Origin of the sequence: Burkholderia sp. AU45251 (assembly GCF_030482905.1) — a bacterium.
Classification (GTDB): domain Bacteria; phylum Pseudomonadota; class Gammaproteobacteria; order Burkholderiales; family Burkholderiaceae; genus Burkholderia; species Burkholderia aenigmatica.
Genome location: NZ_JAUJQH010000018.1, coordinates 109,225 through 124,936, shown reverse-complemented (window position 1 = coordinate 124,936; position 15,712 = coordinate 109,225). Strand labels below are relative to the sequence as shown.

At 65.1% G+C, this 15,712-nt stretch carries 13 protein-coding genes; 3 read left to right on the top strand and 10 right to left on the bottom strand.

From position 1 onward, the window contains the following. Window positions 1-65 precede the first annotated feature (65 nt). From QZM67_RS28280 to QZM67_RS28265, 4 genes are all read right to left on the bottom strand, one after another. Entirely contained in the window at window positions 66-1,085 is a 1,020-nt protein-coding gene (locus QZM67_RS28280) for an NAD(P)H-quinone oxidoreductase (protein ID WP_175023706.1), read from the bottom strand. 152 nt (window positions 1,086-1,237) lie between these two features. Continuing rightward, window positions 1,238-3,385 carry a polyribonucleotide nucleotidyltransferase gene (gene pnp, locus QZM67_RS28275; protein ID WP_175023705.1) on the bottom strand — a complete coding sequence of 716 codons (2,148 nt, stop codon included), beginning with the start codon at window positions 3,383-3,385 and terminating at the stop codon, window positions 1,238-1,240. A gap of 290 nt (window positions 3,386-3,675) precedes the next feature. After that, the gene (gene rpsO, locus QZM67_RS28270; protein ID WP_043188860.1) at window positions 3,676-3,945 is read right to left on the bottom strand and encodes a 30S ribosomal protein S15; all 270 of its coding nucleotides are present in this window, start codon (window positions 3,943-3,945) and stop codon (window positions 3,676-3,678) included. 107 nt (window positions 3,946-4,052) lie between these two features. Continuing rightward, window positions 4,053-5,312, bottom strand: a complete 1,260-nt coding sequence (locus QZM67_RS28265) for a branched-chain amino acid ABC transporter substrate-binding protein (RefSeq protein WP_301808455.1) — start codon at window positions 5,310-5,312, stop codon at window positions 4,053-4,055. A gap of 168 nt (window positions 5,313-5,480) precedes the next feature. Between QZM67_RS28265 and QZM67_RS28260 the strand changes: the two genes are divergently transcribed. From QZM67_RS28260 to QZM67_RS28250, 3 genes are all read left to right on the top strand, one after another. Further along, window positions 5,481-5,993 (top strand): hypothetical protein, encoded by a 513-nt coding sequence (locus tag QZM67_RS28260; RefSeq protein ID WP_043188863.1) that lies wholly within the window; start codon window positions 5,481-5,483, stop codon window positions 5,991-5,993. Between the two features lie 383 nt (window positions 5,994-6,376). Beyond that, on the top strand, window positions 6,377-7,018 hold the full coding sequence (locus tag QZM67_RS28255; RefSeq protein ID WP_301808452.1) for a carbonic anhydrase: 642 nt from the start codon (window positions 6,377-6,379) through the stop codon (window positions 7,016-7,018). A 38-nt stretch (window positions 7,019-7,056) separates the two neighbouring features. Next, complete coding sequence (locus QZM67_RS28250; RefSeq protein ID WP_301808448.1) at window positions 7,057-8,607, top strand: SulP family inorganic anion transporter; 1,551 nt, start codon at window positions 7,057-7,059, stop codon at window positions 8,605-8,607. A 72-nt stretch (window positions 8,608-8,679) separates the two neighbouring features. On the opposite strand, the gene QZM67_RS28245 is transcribed toward QZM67_RS28250, so the two are convergent. From QZM67_RS28245 to QZM67_RS28220, 6 genes are all read right to left on the bottom strand, one after another. After that, the gene (locus QZM67_RS28245) at window positions 8,680-10,224 is read right to left on the bottom strand and encodes a 2-isopropylmalate synthase (RefSeq protein WP_043188868.1); all 1,545 of its coding nucleotides are present in this window, start codon (window positions 10,222-10,224) and stop codon (window positions 8,680-8,682) included. 315 nt (window positions 10,225-10,539) lie between these two features. Next, a complete protein-coding gene (gene pssA, locus QZM67_RS28240) occupies window positions 10,540-11,406 on the bottom strand; it encodes a CDP-diacylglycerol--serine O-phosphatidyltransferase (protein WP_043188870.1) in 867 nt (288 codons plus the stop codon). A 15-nt stretch (window positions 11,407-11,421) separates the two neighbouring features. Then, complete coding sequence (locus QZM67_RS28235; RefSeq protein WP_301808444.1) at window positions 11,422-12,066, bottom strand: phosphatidylserine decarboxylase; 645 nt, start codon at window positions 12,064-12,066, stop codon at window positions 11,422-11,424. Window positions 12,067-12,193: 127 nt separating this feature from the next. Beyond that, window positions 12,194-13,210: a ketol-acid reductoisomerase gene (ilvC, locus tag QZM67_RS28230; RefSeq protein ID WP_043188872.1), complete on the bottom strand. Its 1,017-nt coding sequence runs from the start codon at window positions 13,208-13,210 to the stop codon at window positions 12,194-12,196. Window positions 13,211-13,305: 95 nt separating this feature from the next. Next, the gene (ilvN, locus tag QZM67_RS28225; RefSeq protein WP_160926171.1) at window positions 13,306-13,797 is read right to left on the bottom strand and encodes an acetolactate synthase small subunit; all 492 of its coding nucleotides are present in this window, start codon (window positions 13,795-13,797) and stop codon (window positions 13,306-13,308) included. A gap of 111 nt (window positions 13,798-13,908) precedes the next feature. Then, the gene (locus QZM67_RS28220) at window positions 13,909-15,672 is read right to left on the bottom strand and encodes an acetolactate synthase 3 catalytic subunit (RefSeq protein ID WP_043188873.1); all 1,764 of its coding nucleotides are present in this window, start codon (window positions 15,670-15,672) and stop codon (window positions 13,909-13,911) included. Window positions 15,673-15,712: the final 40 nt, after the last annotated feature.

Genomic DNA, 15,712 nt, shown 5'->3' with positions numbered 1-15,712 from the left:
GCGATTTTACTGCGCGCGGCTTGAACCGGTCAAACCGCGCATGTCAAGCCCGGCCGCATGGGCCGTCAGGCGTTCGTACCCCAATCGAGCACGATCTTGCCGGTGTGCTCGCTGCTTTCCATCAGCGCGTGCGCCTGCGCCGCGTCCGCAGCCGGCAATACGCGATAGATCACCGGCTTGATGCGGCCATCGGCAAGCAGCGGCCATACGCGCGACTTCAGTTGCGCGGCGATCTGCGCCTTGAACTCGACCGGACGCGGGCGCAGCGTCGAACCCGTGATCGTCAGCCGGCGACGCAGGATCTCGCCCAGGTTGACGTCGGCCTTCGCGCCACCGAGCAGCGCGATCAGCACGAGACGGCCGCCATCCGCGAGCGCGGACAACTCGCGTGGCACGTATGAGCCCGCCACCATGTCGAGGATCACGTCGACGCCGCGATCGTGCGTCAGCGACTTCACGACCTCGACAAAGTCTTCCGTCTTGTAGTTGATCGCGCGTTCGGCGCCGAGCGCCTCGCATGCGCGGCACTTGTCGGCGGTACCGGCCGTCGCGAACACGCGAAAGCCGAGCGCATGCGCGATCTGGATCGCCGTCACGCCGATGCCGCTCGACCCGCCCTGCACGAGCAGCGTTTCCTGCTCGCCGCCCTCGCCCGCGCCGAGCTGCGCACGGTCGAACACGTTGCTCCATACGGTGAAAAACGTTTCGGGTAGCGACGCGGCCTCGATATCGGTCAGTCCTTCGGGCACCGGCAGGCACTGCAGCAGCGGTGCGACCGCATATTCCGCATAGCCACCGCCCGCGAGCAACGCGCACACGCGATCGCCCAGCTTCAGGCCGAACGGGTTCTGCGCGGCGTCGGACAGGTCGCCACCAACGATCTCGCCCGCGACCTCGAGGCCAGGCAGATCCGACGCACCCGGCGGCGGCGCATAGGCGCCCTTGCGCTGGAACACGTCAGGCCGGTTCACACCGGAAGCCGCCACCTTGATCAGCACTTCGCCGCGCTTCGGTTCGGGGCGCGGGCGCTCCGCAAGCTTCAGCACGTCGGGGGCACCGAATTCGGTGATTTCGATGGCTTTCATGGTGATGGTCGCTCCAGGATCAGGATCGGAATCGGATGGCGCGCCCGCACGCGGCACGGGCGCCTGACCGGCGCTGCTGCGCCGCACAACGATGCTACAGAAAAAACGGCCGGCACGCTTTCGCACTGCCGGCCGTTGGTCCGCCTGTCCGCTTACTGCTGCGGCGGCGTGTCCGACTGCGACGCCGCCGCTGCTTCATTCAGCAGCGCCTTCGCCGACAGACGCACACGACCCTTTTCGTCCGTCTGGATGACCTTGACCTTCACTTGCTGGCCTTCCTTCAGGTAGTCGTTGATGTCCTTCACACGCTCGTTGACGATTTCCGAGATGTGCAGCAGGCCATCCTTGCCCGGCAGCAGGTTCACGATCGCGCCGAAATCGAGCAGCTTCAGAACCGTGCCTTCGTACACCTGGCCGACTTCGATTTCTGCCGTGATGTTCTCGATGCGCTTCTTCGCTTCGGCCATGCCGTCGCTGTTCGTGCTCGCGATCGTCACGACGCCGTCGTCGGAGATGTCGATGGTCGTGCCGGTTTCTTCCGTCAGCGCGCGGATCACCGAACCGCCCTTGCCGATCACGTCGCGGATCTTTTCCGGGTTGATCTTGATCGTGATCATGCGCGGCGCGAATTCCGACAGTTGCGTGTTCGCCCCCGAGACCGCCGACGTCATCTTGCCGAGGATGTGCATGCGGCCTTCCTTCGCTTGCGCGAGCGCGACCTGCATGATTTCCTTCGTGATGCCCTGGATCTTGATGTCCATCTGCAGTGCCGTCACGCCTTGCTCCGTGCCGGCCACCTTGAAGTCCATGTCGCCGAGGTGATCTTCGTCGCCGAGGATGTCGGTCAGCACCGCGAACTTGTTGCCTTCGAGGATCAGGCCCATCGCGATACCCGCGACGTGCGCCTTCATCGGCACGCCGGCGTCCATCAGTGCGAGACAGCCGCCGCACACCGACGCCATCGACGACGAACCGTTCGATTCGGTGATTTCCGACACGACGCGGATCGAGTAGCCGAATTCATCGGCGCTCGGCAGGCACTTGACCAGCGCGCGCTTCGCGAGGCGGCCGTGGCCGATTTCGCGGCGCTTCGGCGAGCCGACGCGGCCCGTTTCGCCGGTCGCGAACGGGGGCATGTTGTAGTGGAGCATGAAGCGCTCGCGGTACTCGCCTTCGAGCGCGTCGATGATCTGCTCGTCACCCTTCGTGCCGAGCGTCGCGACGACCAGCGCCTGCGTCTCGCCGCGCGTGAACAGCGCCGAGCCGTGGGTACGCGGCAGCACGCCGGTGCGGATCTCGATCGGGCGCACGGTGCGCGTGTCGCGGCCGTCGATACGCGGCTCGCCGTTCAGGATCTGCGAACGGACGATCTTGGCTTCGATGTCGAACAGCACGTTGCCGACCGTTGCCTTGTCGGCTGCGACCGTACCGGCTGCCAGCGCATCTTCCTCGAGCTTCGCCGAGGTTGCTGCGTAGACTTCCTTCAGCTTCGCCGAACGTGCCTGCTTGTCGCGGAGCTGGTAAGCAGCGAGCAGTTCGTTCTGTGCCAGCTCGGTCACGCGCGCGATCAGCGCTTCGTTCTTCGGTGCCGGCTGCCAGTCCCACTCAGGCTTGCCGCCTTCGCGCACCAGTTCGTGGATCGCGTCGATCGCGACCTGCATTTGCTCGTGGCCGAACACCACGGCGCCCAGCATCACGTCTTCCGACAGTTGATCGGCTTCCGATTCGACCATCAGCACCGCACGTTCCGTACCGGCGACGACGAGGTCGAGGCTCGATGCCTTGATCTGGTCACGCGTCGGGTTCAGCACGTACGCGTTGTCGATGTAGGCCACGCGAGCGGCACCGACCGGGCCGTTGAACGGCAGGCCCGACACGGCGAGCGCAGCCGATGCGCCGATCAGCGCGGGGATGTCCGCCGGGATTTCCGGGTTCACCGACAGCACGTGAATCACGACCTGGACTTCGTTGTAGAAGCCTTCCGGGAACAGCGGGCGCAGCGGACGGTCGATCAGGCGCGACGTCAGCGTCTCATGCTCCGACGGACGGCCTTCGCGGCGGAAGAAGCCGCCCGGGATCTTGCCGGCCGAGTAGGTCTTTTCGAGGTAGTCGACGGTCAGCGGGAAGAAATCCTGACCCGGCTTCGCCGACTTCGCGCCGACGACGGTTGCCAGCACGACGGTGTCTTCGACGTCGACGATCACCGCACCGCTCGCCTGGCGAGCGACTTCACCGGTTTCGAGGCGCACCTTGTGCTGACCCCACTGGAATTCCTTCACGACCTTGTTGAACATGGACATGGTTGCTCCTTTGAATTCATGCATTTCATTCGCCGCGCCGGCCATCCAGCACGGCGGCGTCCCGACCGAATCACCCGGAGCAAGGTGTGTTTTTTATGCCATTCCAGCGCGGCGCTCATGCAGCGACGCGCTGGAATGACACAAATCCTGCCCCGGTATCAGTCGTTGCGGCAGCCCCGCACGAACGTGCCGGACAGCCTGCGATGCGTGTGACGCTACGCACCGCGCAAAAACAAAATGCCTGTATCAGCGGACTGACACAGGCATCTTGCTGGCGGCAATCGCCTCGATTACTTACGCAGACCCAGCTTCTCGATCAGTGCGCGGTAACGGTCGGCATCCTTGCCCTTGAGGTAGTCGAGCAGCTTGCGGCGGCGGCTCACCATGCGCAGCAGGCCGCGGCGGCTGTGGTGATCCTTCGCGTGGGTCTTGAAGTGACCCGTCAGTTCGACGATACGTGCGGTCAGCAGAGCGACCTGGACTTCGGGCGACCCCGTGTCGTTGGTAGCGCGGGCGAACTGAGCAACGACTTCCGACTTCTTGATATCTGCAACAGACATGTGATTTCCTTTCTAACTGAACAGGCGGACACGGAAGAATGGCCGTGCCGTGACTTACAACCGGCGCGCATTGTAGCACAACTCCGCGCCGTTCTTACCGCCCCCTGTCACGGGCGCGTCATCGAGCACGTGGACGGCATCTCCGTGCGTTGCGCCGGCACCGCGAGCACCGTCCGGAAGCCGTAGCCCGAACCCTCGTTGTCGAAGCGCACGCCCGGCGTGCCGACCTTGTCCATCTCCATTACATAAAGGGGCTGGATCAACTGGTGATCCAGCGCGCGCATCCGCGACGCGTGGAAGCCGTCGTCGAACGACAAGCCCTCAAGCGCGCGCGCAACCGCGACGGGGTCGACCGACCCCGCGCGGTTCATCGCCGCGGCCAGCATCTCGATCATCAGGCTCATCCGGCGCACCGGATAGTCGTCCTGGGCGGCCGGAAAACGGTTCCGGAACGCGCGGTAGAACGCATCGGATTTCGCGCCGCCCGCGTTAGGGTGCCAGTCCGCCACGGCCACGACCCGCCCGACACCGGCGTCGCCGAGTGCCGCCGGCGCGCCGAGGCTGTTGCCGTAGAACGTATAGAACTTCGCATTCAGCCCCTGCTCGCGCGCCGCCTTCACGAGCAGCGTGAGGTCGTTGCCCCAGTTGCCGGTCACGACGGCATCGGCGCCGCTCGCGCGGATCTTCGCGATGTACGGCGAGAAATCCTTGATCCGGCCGATCGGGTGGAATTCGTCGCCTGCGATCGTCACATCCGGGCGCCGCGTGGCCAGCGCCTGCCGTGCGAGCGCGCTGACGTCGTGGCCGAAACTGTAGTCCTGGTTCAGCAGGTAGACCTTGCGCAGCGCGCGGTCGCGCGCCATCACGTCCGCGAGCGCGGCCATCCGCATGCCCGCGTGCGCATCGAAGCGGAAATGCCAGAAACTGCAGCGTGCGCCGGTCAGCGCCGGATCGTCGGCTGAATAGTTGAGGAACAGCATCCGGTTGTCCGGATCGCGCGCGTTCAGCTTGTCGAGTGCCACGACGAGCGCGGCCGCGACGGCCGAGCTGTTGCCCTGCGTGACGAACCCGATATGGCGGTCCGCGGCCGCGCGCAACTGCACGAGCGCCTCCTCGGGGCTGCCCTTGCTGTCGAGCACGACCAGTTCGAGCGGATGCGCGCCGTCGCGCAGCTTCACGCCGCCGGCCGCGTTGACCTGCTCGACGCCGAAGCGCAGGTTGCGCTCGACTGCCGCACCCGCGTTCGCGAACGGGCCTGACATCCCTTCGATCACCGCGATCCGCACCGGCTCGCCGCCGGCAAACGCGGACGACACCAGCATCCACCCCGCGCTCAACGCGAGCGCGCACCGCTTCCACCCCTGCATCGGCCACCTGCCCTTCAATCTGCCCGAGAAGCGCGGATCATAGGCCGGCGCCCGTGCCGCCCGCAAGCGCGACGGCGCCGGCGATCCGCACCGATTTTTTCCGCACGATGCGCGGCCGCGCGCCGTCCGTGATAAAACGGGACTTGTTTCCGTGTTCGGGAGAATCCCATGCGCATTCGCATTACCGCGCGCGTGCCGGTGCTGCTTGCCAGCGCTGCCGCGCTGCTGGCCGGTTGCGCGCAACCGTGGCAGCAATACCAGGCCGGCCAGGACGAGTCGGCGATCGTCGCGCGCATGGGCCCGCCGCGCGAGATCTACGACCTGCCCGGCGGCGGCAAGCGCCTGATGTGGCCGACCCAGCCGATGGGCGAAGTCACCGTCGCGGCCGACGTCGACGCGGCCCACAAGATCGTCAACGTACGCCAGGTCCTGCAGCCGAGCGAGTTCTATCGCGCGGAGATCGGCAAGTGGACGAAGACCGACGTCCTCGTCAACTTCGGACGCCCCGTCGAGACGTCCTACTTCCCGCTGATGAAGCGCGAGGTGTGGACCTATCGGTATCTCGAGGACAACGTCTGGTACATGATGTACAGCTTCTACTTCGATCCGCAGGGCATCCTGCGCATCACGCAGAAAACGCCCGACCCGCTGCACGACCCCGACCGCCGCAACCTGTTCTGACCGATTACGCATCGGCGCGCAATTTTCAACATGGCCATTCACGAATCATTGCGTGAATGGCCATTTCGTTTTTTCCGCTCTTCTATTTAATTCGGCAAATACGACGGAAATCTTTTCCGATCGATGACAAGCCGATGGCAATACGCTGACATCCCCGTCATGCGGGCCTTTGCGCGGAAACAGGCACACGCCGCGCATGTCATGCGGCGATATGGTGCACGCAATGCACTACGCCAAATCAATTTGAAACAAATTGTTTCGGCACCCCCGAAGTGCTAGGGCATACCCCTAATATCAGTCGAAACCAAACCTTTCAATTTAGAAAGAATGCCATTGCGTCATTTCTGCCGATATTCGTTTGCCTTTATCACAAAGGAGTCCTCATGAATCGTCCCAAGAGCATGCTGGTTGCCAACATCGCCTGGGCCCGCGAAACGCGCGAATACACGCCCGGCTTCTTCGACGCGCTCGCGCGCGGCCAGAACCCGCGCGTGCTGTGGATCGGCTGCGCCGACAGCCGCGTGCCGGCCGAAACCATCACGCACTGCGCACCCGGCGAGCTGTTCGTCCATCGCAACATCGCGAACCTGTTCCATCCCGACGACGACAATTCCGCCAGCGTGCTCGAGTACGCGGTGCGCGTGCTGCAGGTCGACCACGTGATCGTGTGCGGGCACTACGGATGCGGCGGCGTACGCGCGTCGCTGCTGCCGCCGCCGTCCGACCTGCCGCACGTCGCACGCCGTATCGCGCCGCTCTGCGCGCTCGCGCGGCGCCATCGCGACACGCTGGACGGGCTCGACGACACGGCCGCCGCCGACCGCCTCGCCGAACTCAACGTGCTTGAACAGGTGCGGCTGCTGCGCACGTCCCCGATCGTGCAGGGCCGCGAACGGCCGCCGCTCGTGCATGGCTGGATCTTTTCGCTCGCCGACGGCCGCCTGCTGGAGCTCGATTCCGGCTACACGACTCAGCCCGTCGACGTCGAACCGGCGCAGGCCGCGACGTCCGACGCGCTCGGCTGACCCACCCCGCCCCCCAAGCCAATGAAATCGCCCCAACCATGAAACTGAACGAGCGCCTGTCCACCCTGCCGCGCGACATCGTCGCCGGCGTCGTCGTTTTCCTCGTCGCGCTGCCGCTGTGCCTCGGCATCGCCAATGCATCCGGCGTCGAACCGTTCGCCGGGCTCGTGTCCGGCATCGTCGGCGGGATCGTCGTCGCACTGCTGAGCGGCTCGTCGCTGTCCGTCAGCGGGCCGGCCGCCGGCCTCGTCGTGATCGTCGTCGAAGGGATCGCCCAACTCGGCAGCTTTTCCGCGTTCCTGCTCGCGGTCCTGCTGTCCGGCGTACTGCAGTTCGGGTTCGGCATGCTGCGCGCCGGCCGCTTCGCGGCCTACGTGCCGTCGCCCGTCATCAAGGGCATGCTCGCCGCAATCGGCCTGCTGCTGATCTTGAAGCAGGTTCCGTTCGCGTTCGGTATCGGCGGCTCGACCGCGCAATCGTTTGCGAGCTGGCCAGGCCTGCCGGTCGCGTGGGCCGCCACGGCCATCGCGCTCGCCTCGCTCGCGCTGCTGGTCGCGTGGGACACGCCCGCGCTGCGTCGCTTCGCGCTGGTGCGCTCGGTGCCGGCCCCGCTCGCGGTGGTCGTGCTGGGTATCGGCGCCACGCTGGTGCTGAGCGTCGTCGCACCGTCGGTCGCGCCGGGCGCCGGCCATCGCGTGACGCTGCCCGAACTCGGATCGTTCGCGGCCTTCGCGGCGTCGCTCAAGCATGCGGAGCTCGGGCCGAACTTCGCGCAGCTCGTCAATCCGGACGTGTGGCGCGTCGCGATCACGCTTGCGGTCGTCGCGAGTCTCGAGACGCTGCTGAGCCTCGAAGCGGTCGAGCAGATCGACCCGAAGCGCCGGCCGACCCAGCCCGATCGCGAGCTCAAGGCCCAGGGCGTCGGCAATCTCGTCGCGGGCGCGGTCGGCGGGCTGCCGATCACGTCGGTGATCGTGCGCAGCTCGGTGAACGTCAATGCGGGCGCACAGAGCCGGATGTCGGCGATCGTCCACGGGATGCTGCTGCTCGCGAGCGTGTTCGCGCTCACCGGCCTGATCAACCTGATCCCGCTCGCGAGCCTGGCCGCGATCCTGATCCACACCGGCTTCAAGCTCGCGAAACCGGCCCTGTTCCGCGCGGTGATGAAACAGGGCCCGGCCGCGTTCGTGCCGTTCGCCGCGACCATCGCCGGCGTACTCGCGGTCGACCTGCTGTTCGGCATCGCGCTCGGCCTCGCATGCAGCGTGCTGGCAGTCGCCGTCGCGAACCTGAAGAGCCCCGTCACGCTCGCGCAGCACGACGACCACTTCCTGCTGTCGTTCCGCAAGGACGTGTCGTTTCTCGGCAAGGTCCAGGTCAAGCACCACCTGCGGCACATTCCCGACCGGGCCGCGGTGATCATCGACGCGACGCGCGCCGACTACATCGATCACGACGTGCTCGAACTGCTCGACGCGTTCGTCGCCGATGCGCCGCGACGCGGCATCGCGGTCGAGTTCCGGCGGCGCAGCCCGGCGCCGCGCAAGGCGGCGCGCCGCTGGCTGTTCCGCGCGCCGGCCGCCGAATGAGCGGCGCATGAAAAAACGCCCCGGCGGCACAGGGCCGCACGGGGCGTTTCGGCGATGCGCAATGCGCGGCGCTTATGCGCGCTGCGGATTGAGCTTGTCGTCCTTCGAATGCAGCTTGTTCAGTGCGGAGATGTACGCCTTGGCGGACGCAGCGACGATGTCCGGATCGGTGCCGACGCCGTTGACGATCCGCCCGCTCTTCGACAGACGGACAGTCACCTCGCCCTGCGCCTGCGTACCGGTCGTGATCGCGTTCACCGAGTACAGCAGCAGCTCGGAACCGCTGCCGACTTCGCTCTCGATCGCATTGAACGTCGCATCGACCGGACCGTTGCCGCGGGCCTCGCCGGTCACTTCCTTGCCTTCGACCCCGAACACGACCTTCGCGTGCGGCTGCTCGCCCGTTTCCGAGTGCTGCGACAGCGACACGAACTTGAAGTGCTCCTGCTCGTGCGCGAGCGCCGATTCCTCGGACACGATCGCGATGATGTCCTCGTCGAAGATCTCGGCCTTGCGGTCGGCCAGATCCTTGAAGCGCATGAACGCGGCGTTCAGTTCGCTTTCGCTGTCGAGCGACACGCCGAGCTCCTGCAGGCGCTGCTTGAACGCGTTACGACCCGACAGCTTGCCGAGCACGATCTTGTTCGCGGTCCAGCCCACGTCTTCCGCGCGCATGATCTCGTAGGTGTCGCGCGCCTTCAGCACGCCATCCTGGTGGATGCCCGATGCGTGCGCGAACGCGTTCGCGCCGACCACCGCCTTGTTCGGCTGCACGACGAACCCGGTGATCTGCGACACGAGCTTCGACGTCGGCACGATCTGCGACGTGTCGATGCCGACGTCGAGACCGAAGTAGTCCTTGCGCGTCTTCACGGCCATCACGATTTCTTCGAGCGACGTGTTGCCCGCGCGCTCGCCGAGACCGTTGATCGTGCACTCGACCTGACGCGCACCGCCGATCTTCACGCCGGCGAGCGAGTTCGCAACGGCCATCCCGAGGTCGTTATGGCAGTGCACGGAGAAGATCGCCTTGTCCGAGTTCGGAATGCGTTCGCGCAGCGTCTTCACGAGGTTGCCGTAGAGCTCCGGCACGCCATAGCCGACCGTGTCGGCGATGTTGATCGTCGTCGCGCCCTCGGCGATCACGGCTTCCAGCACGCGGCACAGGAAGTCGAGATCCGAACGGCTGCCGTCTTCCGGCGAGAATTCGACGTTATCGGTGAACTTGCGCGCGAAGCGCACCGCGAGACGCGCCTGCTCGAACACCTGGTCCGGCGTCATGCGCAGCTTCTTCTCCATGTGCAGCGGCGACGTCGCGATGAACGTGTGGATCCGCGCGCTGTTGGCCGGCTTCAGCGCGTCGGCCGCACGCTGGATGTCCTTGTCGTTGGCGCGCGCCAGCGAGCAGATCGTGCTGTCCTTCACGAGACCGGCGATCGTGTGGATCGCGTCGAAATCGCCGTTCGAGCTGGCCGCGAAGCCGGCCTCGATCACGTCGACCTTCATCCGCTCGAGATGCTTCGCGATGCGGATTTTCTCTTCCTTCGTCATCGACGCACCGGGCGATTGTTCACCGTCACGCAACGTCGTATCGAAAATGATCAGCTTGTCTGTCATGGGGGGCTCCAGGGCTCTTTATACGGAAATCAAACGTAATGAGATCGCGCCACCGCTGGCGACGCTCAACAACAGACGAGGCTTGACGGGGGGCGAGAACGGTCAGCGCGGCAGGCGCGCCAAAGCTAGCGCGCGTAGCGGCGCACCGGCTAGAAGGAGGGAGAGGCGGGGAAATGCGGTCATGCCGAAGACTATAGCGGCATTCCGCTGGGTGCGCAATCGGACGGCACCCGGGGCTTGCGGCGGCCCGGCTCGAAACAGGGGCAAAAGAAAACGGCGGCCTGGAGGCCGCCGTTTCCGGGCGAAAAACCCGCGTCAGTGATCGCGCTGCGACGAGCGCGCCGGATTCGCGCGCCCACGCACGGCCTGGTAGGCCCAGAACACGTAGCCGGACAGCCCGTACAGCACGAACAGGCAGAACAGCATCAGCGGCGGATCGGACGACACCAGCACGAACGCGACGACGACCAGCAGGATCGCCGCGAACGGCACGCGGTGCCGCACGTCGAGCGCCTTGCCGCTGTAGAACGGCGCGTTCGACACCATCGTCACGCCCGCGTAGATCGTCAGCGCGAACGCGACCCACGGCAGCCAGCCGAGCTTCATCGGTACGCGGTTGTCGGTGGCGAGCCACACGAAGCCGGCGATCAGCGCGGCGGCCGCCGGGCTCGGCAGCCCCTGGAAGAAACGCTTGTCGACGCTGCCGATGTTCGTGTTGAAACGCGCGAGCCGCAGCGCGGCGCCCGAGCAATAGACGAATGCGGCGAGCCAGCCCCAGCGGCCGAGATCCTTCAGCACCCACTCGTACATCACGAGCGCGGGCGCGACGCCGAACGACACCATGTCCGACAGGCTGTCGAACTGCTCGCCGAACGCGCTCTGCGTATGCGTCATGCGCGCGACGCGCCCGTCCATCCCGTCGAGCACCATCGCGACGAAAATCGCGATCGCGGCGATCTCGAAGCGCACGTTCATCGCCTGCACGACCGCGAAGAAGCCGCAGAACAGCGCGGCGGTCGTGAACGCGTTCGGCAGCAGATAGATGCCGCGCGTCTTCAGGAACCGCTGGCGTGCAGCCCGGCGGCTCTCGATGGGCACGGGATCGGGCGCCATCACCTTGTTACGGCGGAACGGGCGTGGCGTCTGGCCGTTGCGCGGCCGACGCGGTTTGAATGCGGCCATCGTGCGTCCCGCCGCTTACTGTTCGAGCTCGGCGAGGATCGTCGACGACGCGTAGACCTTCTCGCCGATCGACACCTTCGCGCGGCTGCCGAGCGGCAGGTACACGTCGACGCGCGAACCGAAGCGGATGAAACCGTAGCGCTGGCCGCGCGACAGCGGTTCGCCGGCGCGCACGTAGCAGAGGATCCGGCGTGCGACGAGGCCCGCGATCTGCACGGCGGTCACGGTCTTGCCGCTCGCCGTCTGGATCACGACCGCATTGCGCTCGTTTTCCGTCGACGCCTTGTCGATCGCCGCGTTCAGGAACGCGCCCGGGAAGTACTCGACCTTGGAGATCGCGCCATCGACCGGCGAACGCTGCGAATGGACGTTGAAGACATTCATGAACACGCTGATCTTCAGCGCTTCGCGGTTCGCGTACGGGTCCTGCGCGGTCTCGACCGCCACGATGCGGCCGTCTGCCGGGCACAGCACCGCATTCGGCTGCGCCGGGATCGGGCGCTGCGGATCGCGGAAGAACTGGACGACGAAGACGAGCAGCAGCCAGAACGGCCACGCGAAGCCGAAGCCCCCGACGGCATGGATCAACAGCGCGACGACGGCTGCAATCGCGATGAACGGCCAGCCTTCGCGCGCGATGATCGGATGAGGATAGTTCATGGATTCGTTCTGTGTTCGGTGAATTGCAAAGCCCGTAGGATAGCAAAAGCCGCCCGGGGCACTGCTGCCTTCGGGCGGCTTTTTGGTACCGGCCCTCTATTCGAGGGGCCGGAACAGCTCACGGTGCTTAGTTCTTCGTCTGGTCGACGAGCTTGTTCTTCGCGATCCACGGCATCATTGCGCGCAGCTTCGAGCCGACCTGCTCGATCTGGTGCTCGGCCGTCAGGCGGCGGCGCGACTGCAGCGTCGGTGCGCCTGCCTTGTTCTCGAGAATGAAGCTCTTCGCGTACTCGCCCGTCTGGATGTCGGTCAGGCACTGCTTCATCGCCTTCTTCGTCTCTTCCGTGACGATGCGCGGGCCCGTCACGTACTCGCCGTACTCGGCGTTGTTCGAGATCGAGTAGTTCATGTTCGCGATGCCGCCTTCGTAGATCAGGTCGACGATCAGCTTCAGTTCATGCAGGCACTCGAAGTACGCCATTTCCGGCGCGTAGCCTGCTTCGACCAGCGTCTCGAAGCCAGCCTTGATCAGCTCGACGGTACCGCCGCACAGCACGGCCTGCTCGCCGAACAGGTCGGTTTCGGTTTCTTCACGGAAGTTGGTTTCGATGATGCCTGCACGGCCGCCGCCGTTCGCTGCCGCGTACGACAGCGCGATGTCGCGTGCCGCGCCCGACTTGTTCTGCGCAACCGCGATCAGGTGCGGCACGCCGCCACCTTGCGAGTACGTGCCGCGAACCGTGTGGCCCGGTGCCTTCGGCGCGATCATGATCACGTCGAGGTCGGCACGCGGGATCACCGCGCCGTAGTGGACGTTGAAGCCGTGCGCGAATGCCAGCGCCGCGCCCTGCTTGATGTTCGCGTGGACTTCCTTCGCATACACGTCGGCGATCTGCTCGTCCGGCAGCAGCATCATCACGACGTCGGCGCCCTTCACCGCTTCCGCGACTTCCTTGACCGACAGGCCGGCGTTTTCGGCCTTGCTCCACGACGCGCCGCCCTTGCGCAGGCCGACCGTCACGTTTACGCCGCTGTCCTTCAGGTTCAGCGCGTGTGCATGGCCTTGCGAGCCGTAGCCGATGATCGTGACTTGCTTGCCCTTGATGAGGGAGAGGTCAGCGTCTTTGTCGTAGAAAACGTTCATGATGGTTCCTTCGCTAATTCAAAAATTCAACAATTCGTTCGGATGGAGTACTGCGGGCCGGGACATGACGGCGCACCCGGCGTGCCTGTCTGGCATCACACCTTCAGGATGCGCTCGCCGCGTCCGATGCCGGAGCTGCCGGTGCGCACGGTCTCTAGGATCGCGCTCGCGTCCAGCCCCTGGATGAATGCGTCGAGCTTGTCGCTCGCGCCCGTCAATTCGATCGTGTAGGTCTTTTCGGTCACGTCGATGATGCGGCCGCGGAAAATGTCCGCCATCCGCTTCATTTCTTCGCGCTCCTTGCCCACTGCACGTACCTTGATCAGCATCAGCTCGCGTTCGATGTGTGCACCGTCGGTCAGGTCCACCACTTTCACCACCTCGATCAGGCGGTTCAGATGCTTCGTGATCTGTTCGATCACGTCGTCGGAGCCAATGGAAACGATGGTGAGCCGCGACAGCGATTGGTCTTCGGTCGGCGCCACCGTCAAGGTTTCGATGTTGTAGCCGCGTGCGGAAAACAGACCGACGACGCGCGACAACGCGCCCGGTTCGTTCTCCAGCAGGACGGAAATGATGTGTCTCATGTTCGCTTCTTCCAGAATGTGTCCGTGTCGATTCACCCGCGCCGCGCGCCGCCGCATGCCGCTCCGCCCTTCGTGAAGGCGGGCCGCAGGGGCCGGGCGCGCGTCGCGCCGTTACAGATCTTCCGATCCGAGCAGCATCTCGGTGATGCCCTTGCCGGCCTGTACCATCGGCCAGACGTTTTCGGTCGGATCGGTCTGGAAGTCGAGAAACACGGTGCGGTCCTTCAGGCGCAGCGCTTCCTTCAGCGCCGGCTCCACATCCGAGGTCTTTTCGATCCGCATGCCGACGTGGCCGTATGCCTCGGCGAGCTTCACGAAATCAGGCAGCGCATCCATGTACGAATGCGAATAGCGCTTGCTGTATTCGATCTGCTGCCACTGGCGGACCATGCCGAGATAGCGGTTGTTCAGCGAAATGATCTTCACGGGCGTGTCGTACTGCAGGCAGGTCGACAGTTCCTGGATGCACATCTGGATCGAGCCTTCGCCCGTGATGCACAGCACGTCGTCGTCCGGGTGCGCCATCTTGACGCCCATCGCTGCCGGCAGGCCGAAGCCCATCGTGCCGAGGCCGCCGGAGTTGATCCAGCGACGCGGCTTGTTGAAACGGTAGAACTGCGCCGCCCACATCTGGTGCTGGCCGACGTCCGAGCACACGAACGCATTGCCGTCCGTCAGCTCCCACGCCTTCTCCACCACGTACTGCGGCTTGATGATCTCGCTTTCGCGGTCGTACTTCAGGCAGTCCTTCGAGCGCCAGCCCTCGATGTCCTTCCACCATTGCGCGAGCGCCTCGGTGTCGGGGCCATGCTCGGCCGTCTGCAGCTGCTCGATCAGCTCCTTCAGCACTTCCTTCACGTCGCCGACGATCGGGATGTCGACCTTCACACGCTTCGAGATCGACGACGGGTCGATGTCGATGTGGATGATCTTGCGCGGACGCGACGCGAAGTGCGCCGGATCGCCGATCACGCGGTCGTCGAAGCGGGCACCGATCGCGATCAGCACGTCGCAGTGCTGCATCGCCATGTTCGCTTCGTAGGTGCCGTGCATGCCGAGCATGCCGAGGAATTTCTTGTCCGACGCACGATAGCCGCCGAGGCCCATCAGCGTGTTCGTGACCGGGTAGCCGAGCAGGTCCGCGAACTGGTTCAGTTCACGCGACGCGTCGGCGAGGATGATGCCGCCACCCGTGTAGATGTACGGACGCTTTGCCGTCAGCAGCAGCGACACGGCCTTGCGGATCTGGCCCGAATGGCCCTTCGTGACGGGATTGTACGAACGCAGCGACACGCTCTTGACGGGCTCGTACTGGCACGGCGTCTTCGAGATGTCTTTCGGGATGTCGATCAGCACCGGGCCCGGACGGCCGGTGCGGGCGATATAGAACGCCTTCTTGACGGTTTCCGCGAGGTCGCGCACGTCCTTCACGAGGAAGTTGTGCTTCACGCACGGACGCGTGATGCCGACGGTGTCGCACTCCTGGAAGGCATCCTGGCCGATCGCGGCCGTGGGCACCTGGCCGCTGATCACGACCATCGGGATCGAATCCATGTAGGCCGTCGCGATGCCGGTCACCGCATTGGTGACACCGGGGCCGGACGTCACGAGACAGACGCCGACATTGCCGGTGGAACGCGCATACGCATCGGCTGCGTGCACGGCCGCCTGTTCGTGGCGCACCAGCACGTGCTGAATCTTGTCCTGCTTGTAAAGCTCGTCGTAGATGTAGAGTACCGAGCCGCCGGGGTAGCCCCAGATAAATTCGACGTTTTCATCGGCCAGTGCCTTCATGAGCACGGTACCGCCGATGGAGTCGCTATCGGGAGGGGAAAGGGGTTCCGACGTGGAGAATTCCGCGCTGGGCATGTTCATTTTGACCTTTCGAATTTTCGGCAAAAAATTGATCGGGTGC

Coding starts and splice junctions, on each gene's coding strand:
- QZM67_RS28280 (WP_175023706.1), bottom strand. CDS start 1,085: ATGAAAGCCATCGAAATCACCGAATTCGGTGCCCCCGACGTGCTGAAG.
- pnp (WP_175023705.1), bottom strand. CDS start 3,385: ATGTCCATGTTCAACAAGGTCGTGAAGGAATTCCAGTGGGGTCAGCAC.
- rpsO (WP_043188860.1), bottom strand. CDS start 3,945: ATGTCTGTTGCAGATATCAAGAAGTCGGAAGTCGTTGCTCAGTTCGCC.
- QZM67_RS28265 (WP_301808455.1), bottom strand. CDS start 5,312: ATGCAGGGGTGGAAGCGGTGCGCGCTCGCGTTGAGCGCGGGGTGGATG.
- QZM67_RS28260 (WP_043188863.1), top strand. CDS start 5,481: ATGCGCATTCGCATTACCGCGCGCGTGCCGGTGCTGCTTGCCAGCGCT.
- QZM67_RS28255 (WP_301808452.1), top strand. CDS start 6,377: ATGAATCGTCCCAAGAGCATGCTGGTTGCCAACATCGCCTGGGCCCGC.
- QZM67_RS28250 (WP_301808448.1), top strand. CDS start 7,057: ATGAAACTGAACGAGCGCCTGTCCACCCTGCCGCGCGACATCGTCGCC.
- QZM67_RS28245 (WP_043188868.1), bottom strand. CDS start 10,224: ATGACAGACAAGCTGATCATTTTCGATACGACGTTGCGTGACGGTGAA.
- pssA (WP_043188870.1), bottom strand. CDS start 11,406: ATGGCCGCATTCAAACCGCGTCGGCCGCGCAACGGCCAGACGCCACGC.
- QZM67_RS28235 (WP_301808444.1), bottom strand. CDS start 12,066: ATGAACTATCCTCATCCGATCATCGCGCGCGAAGGCTGGCCGTTCATC.
- ilvC (WP_043188872.1), bottom strand. CDS start 13,210: ATGAACGTTTTCTACGACAAAGACGCTGACCTCTCCCTCATCAAGGGC.
- ilvN (WP_160926171.1), bottom strand. CDS start 13,797: ATGAGACACATCATTTCCGTCCTGCTGGAGAACGAACCGGGCGCGTTG.
- QZM67_RS28220 (WP_043188873.1), bottom strand. CDS start 15,672: ATGAACATGCCCAGCGCGGAATTCTCCACGTCGGAACCCCTTTCCCCT.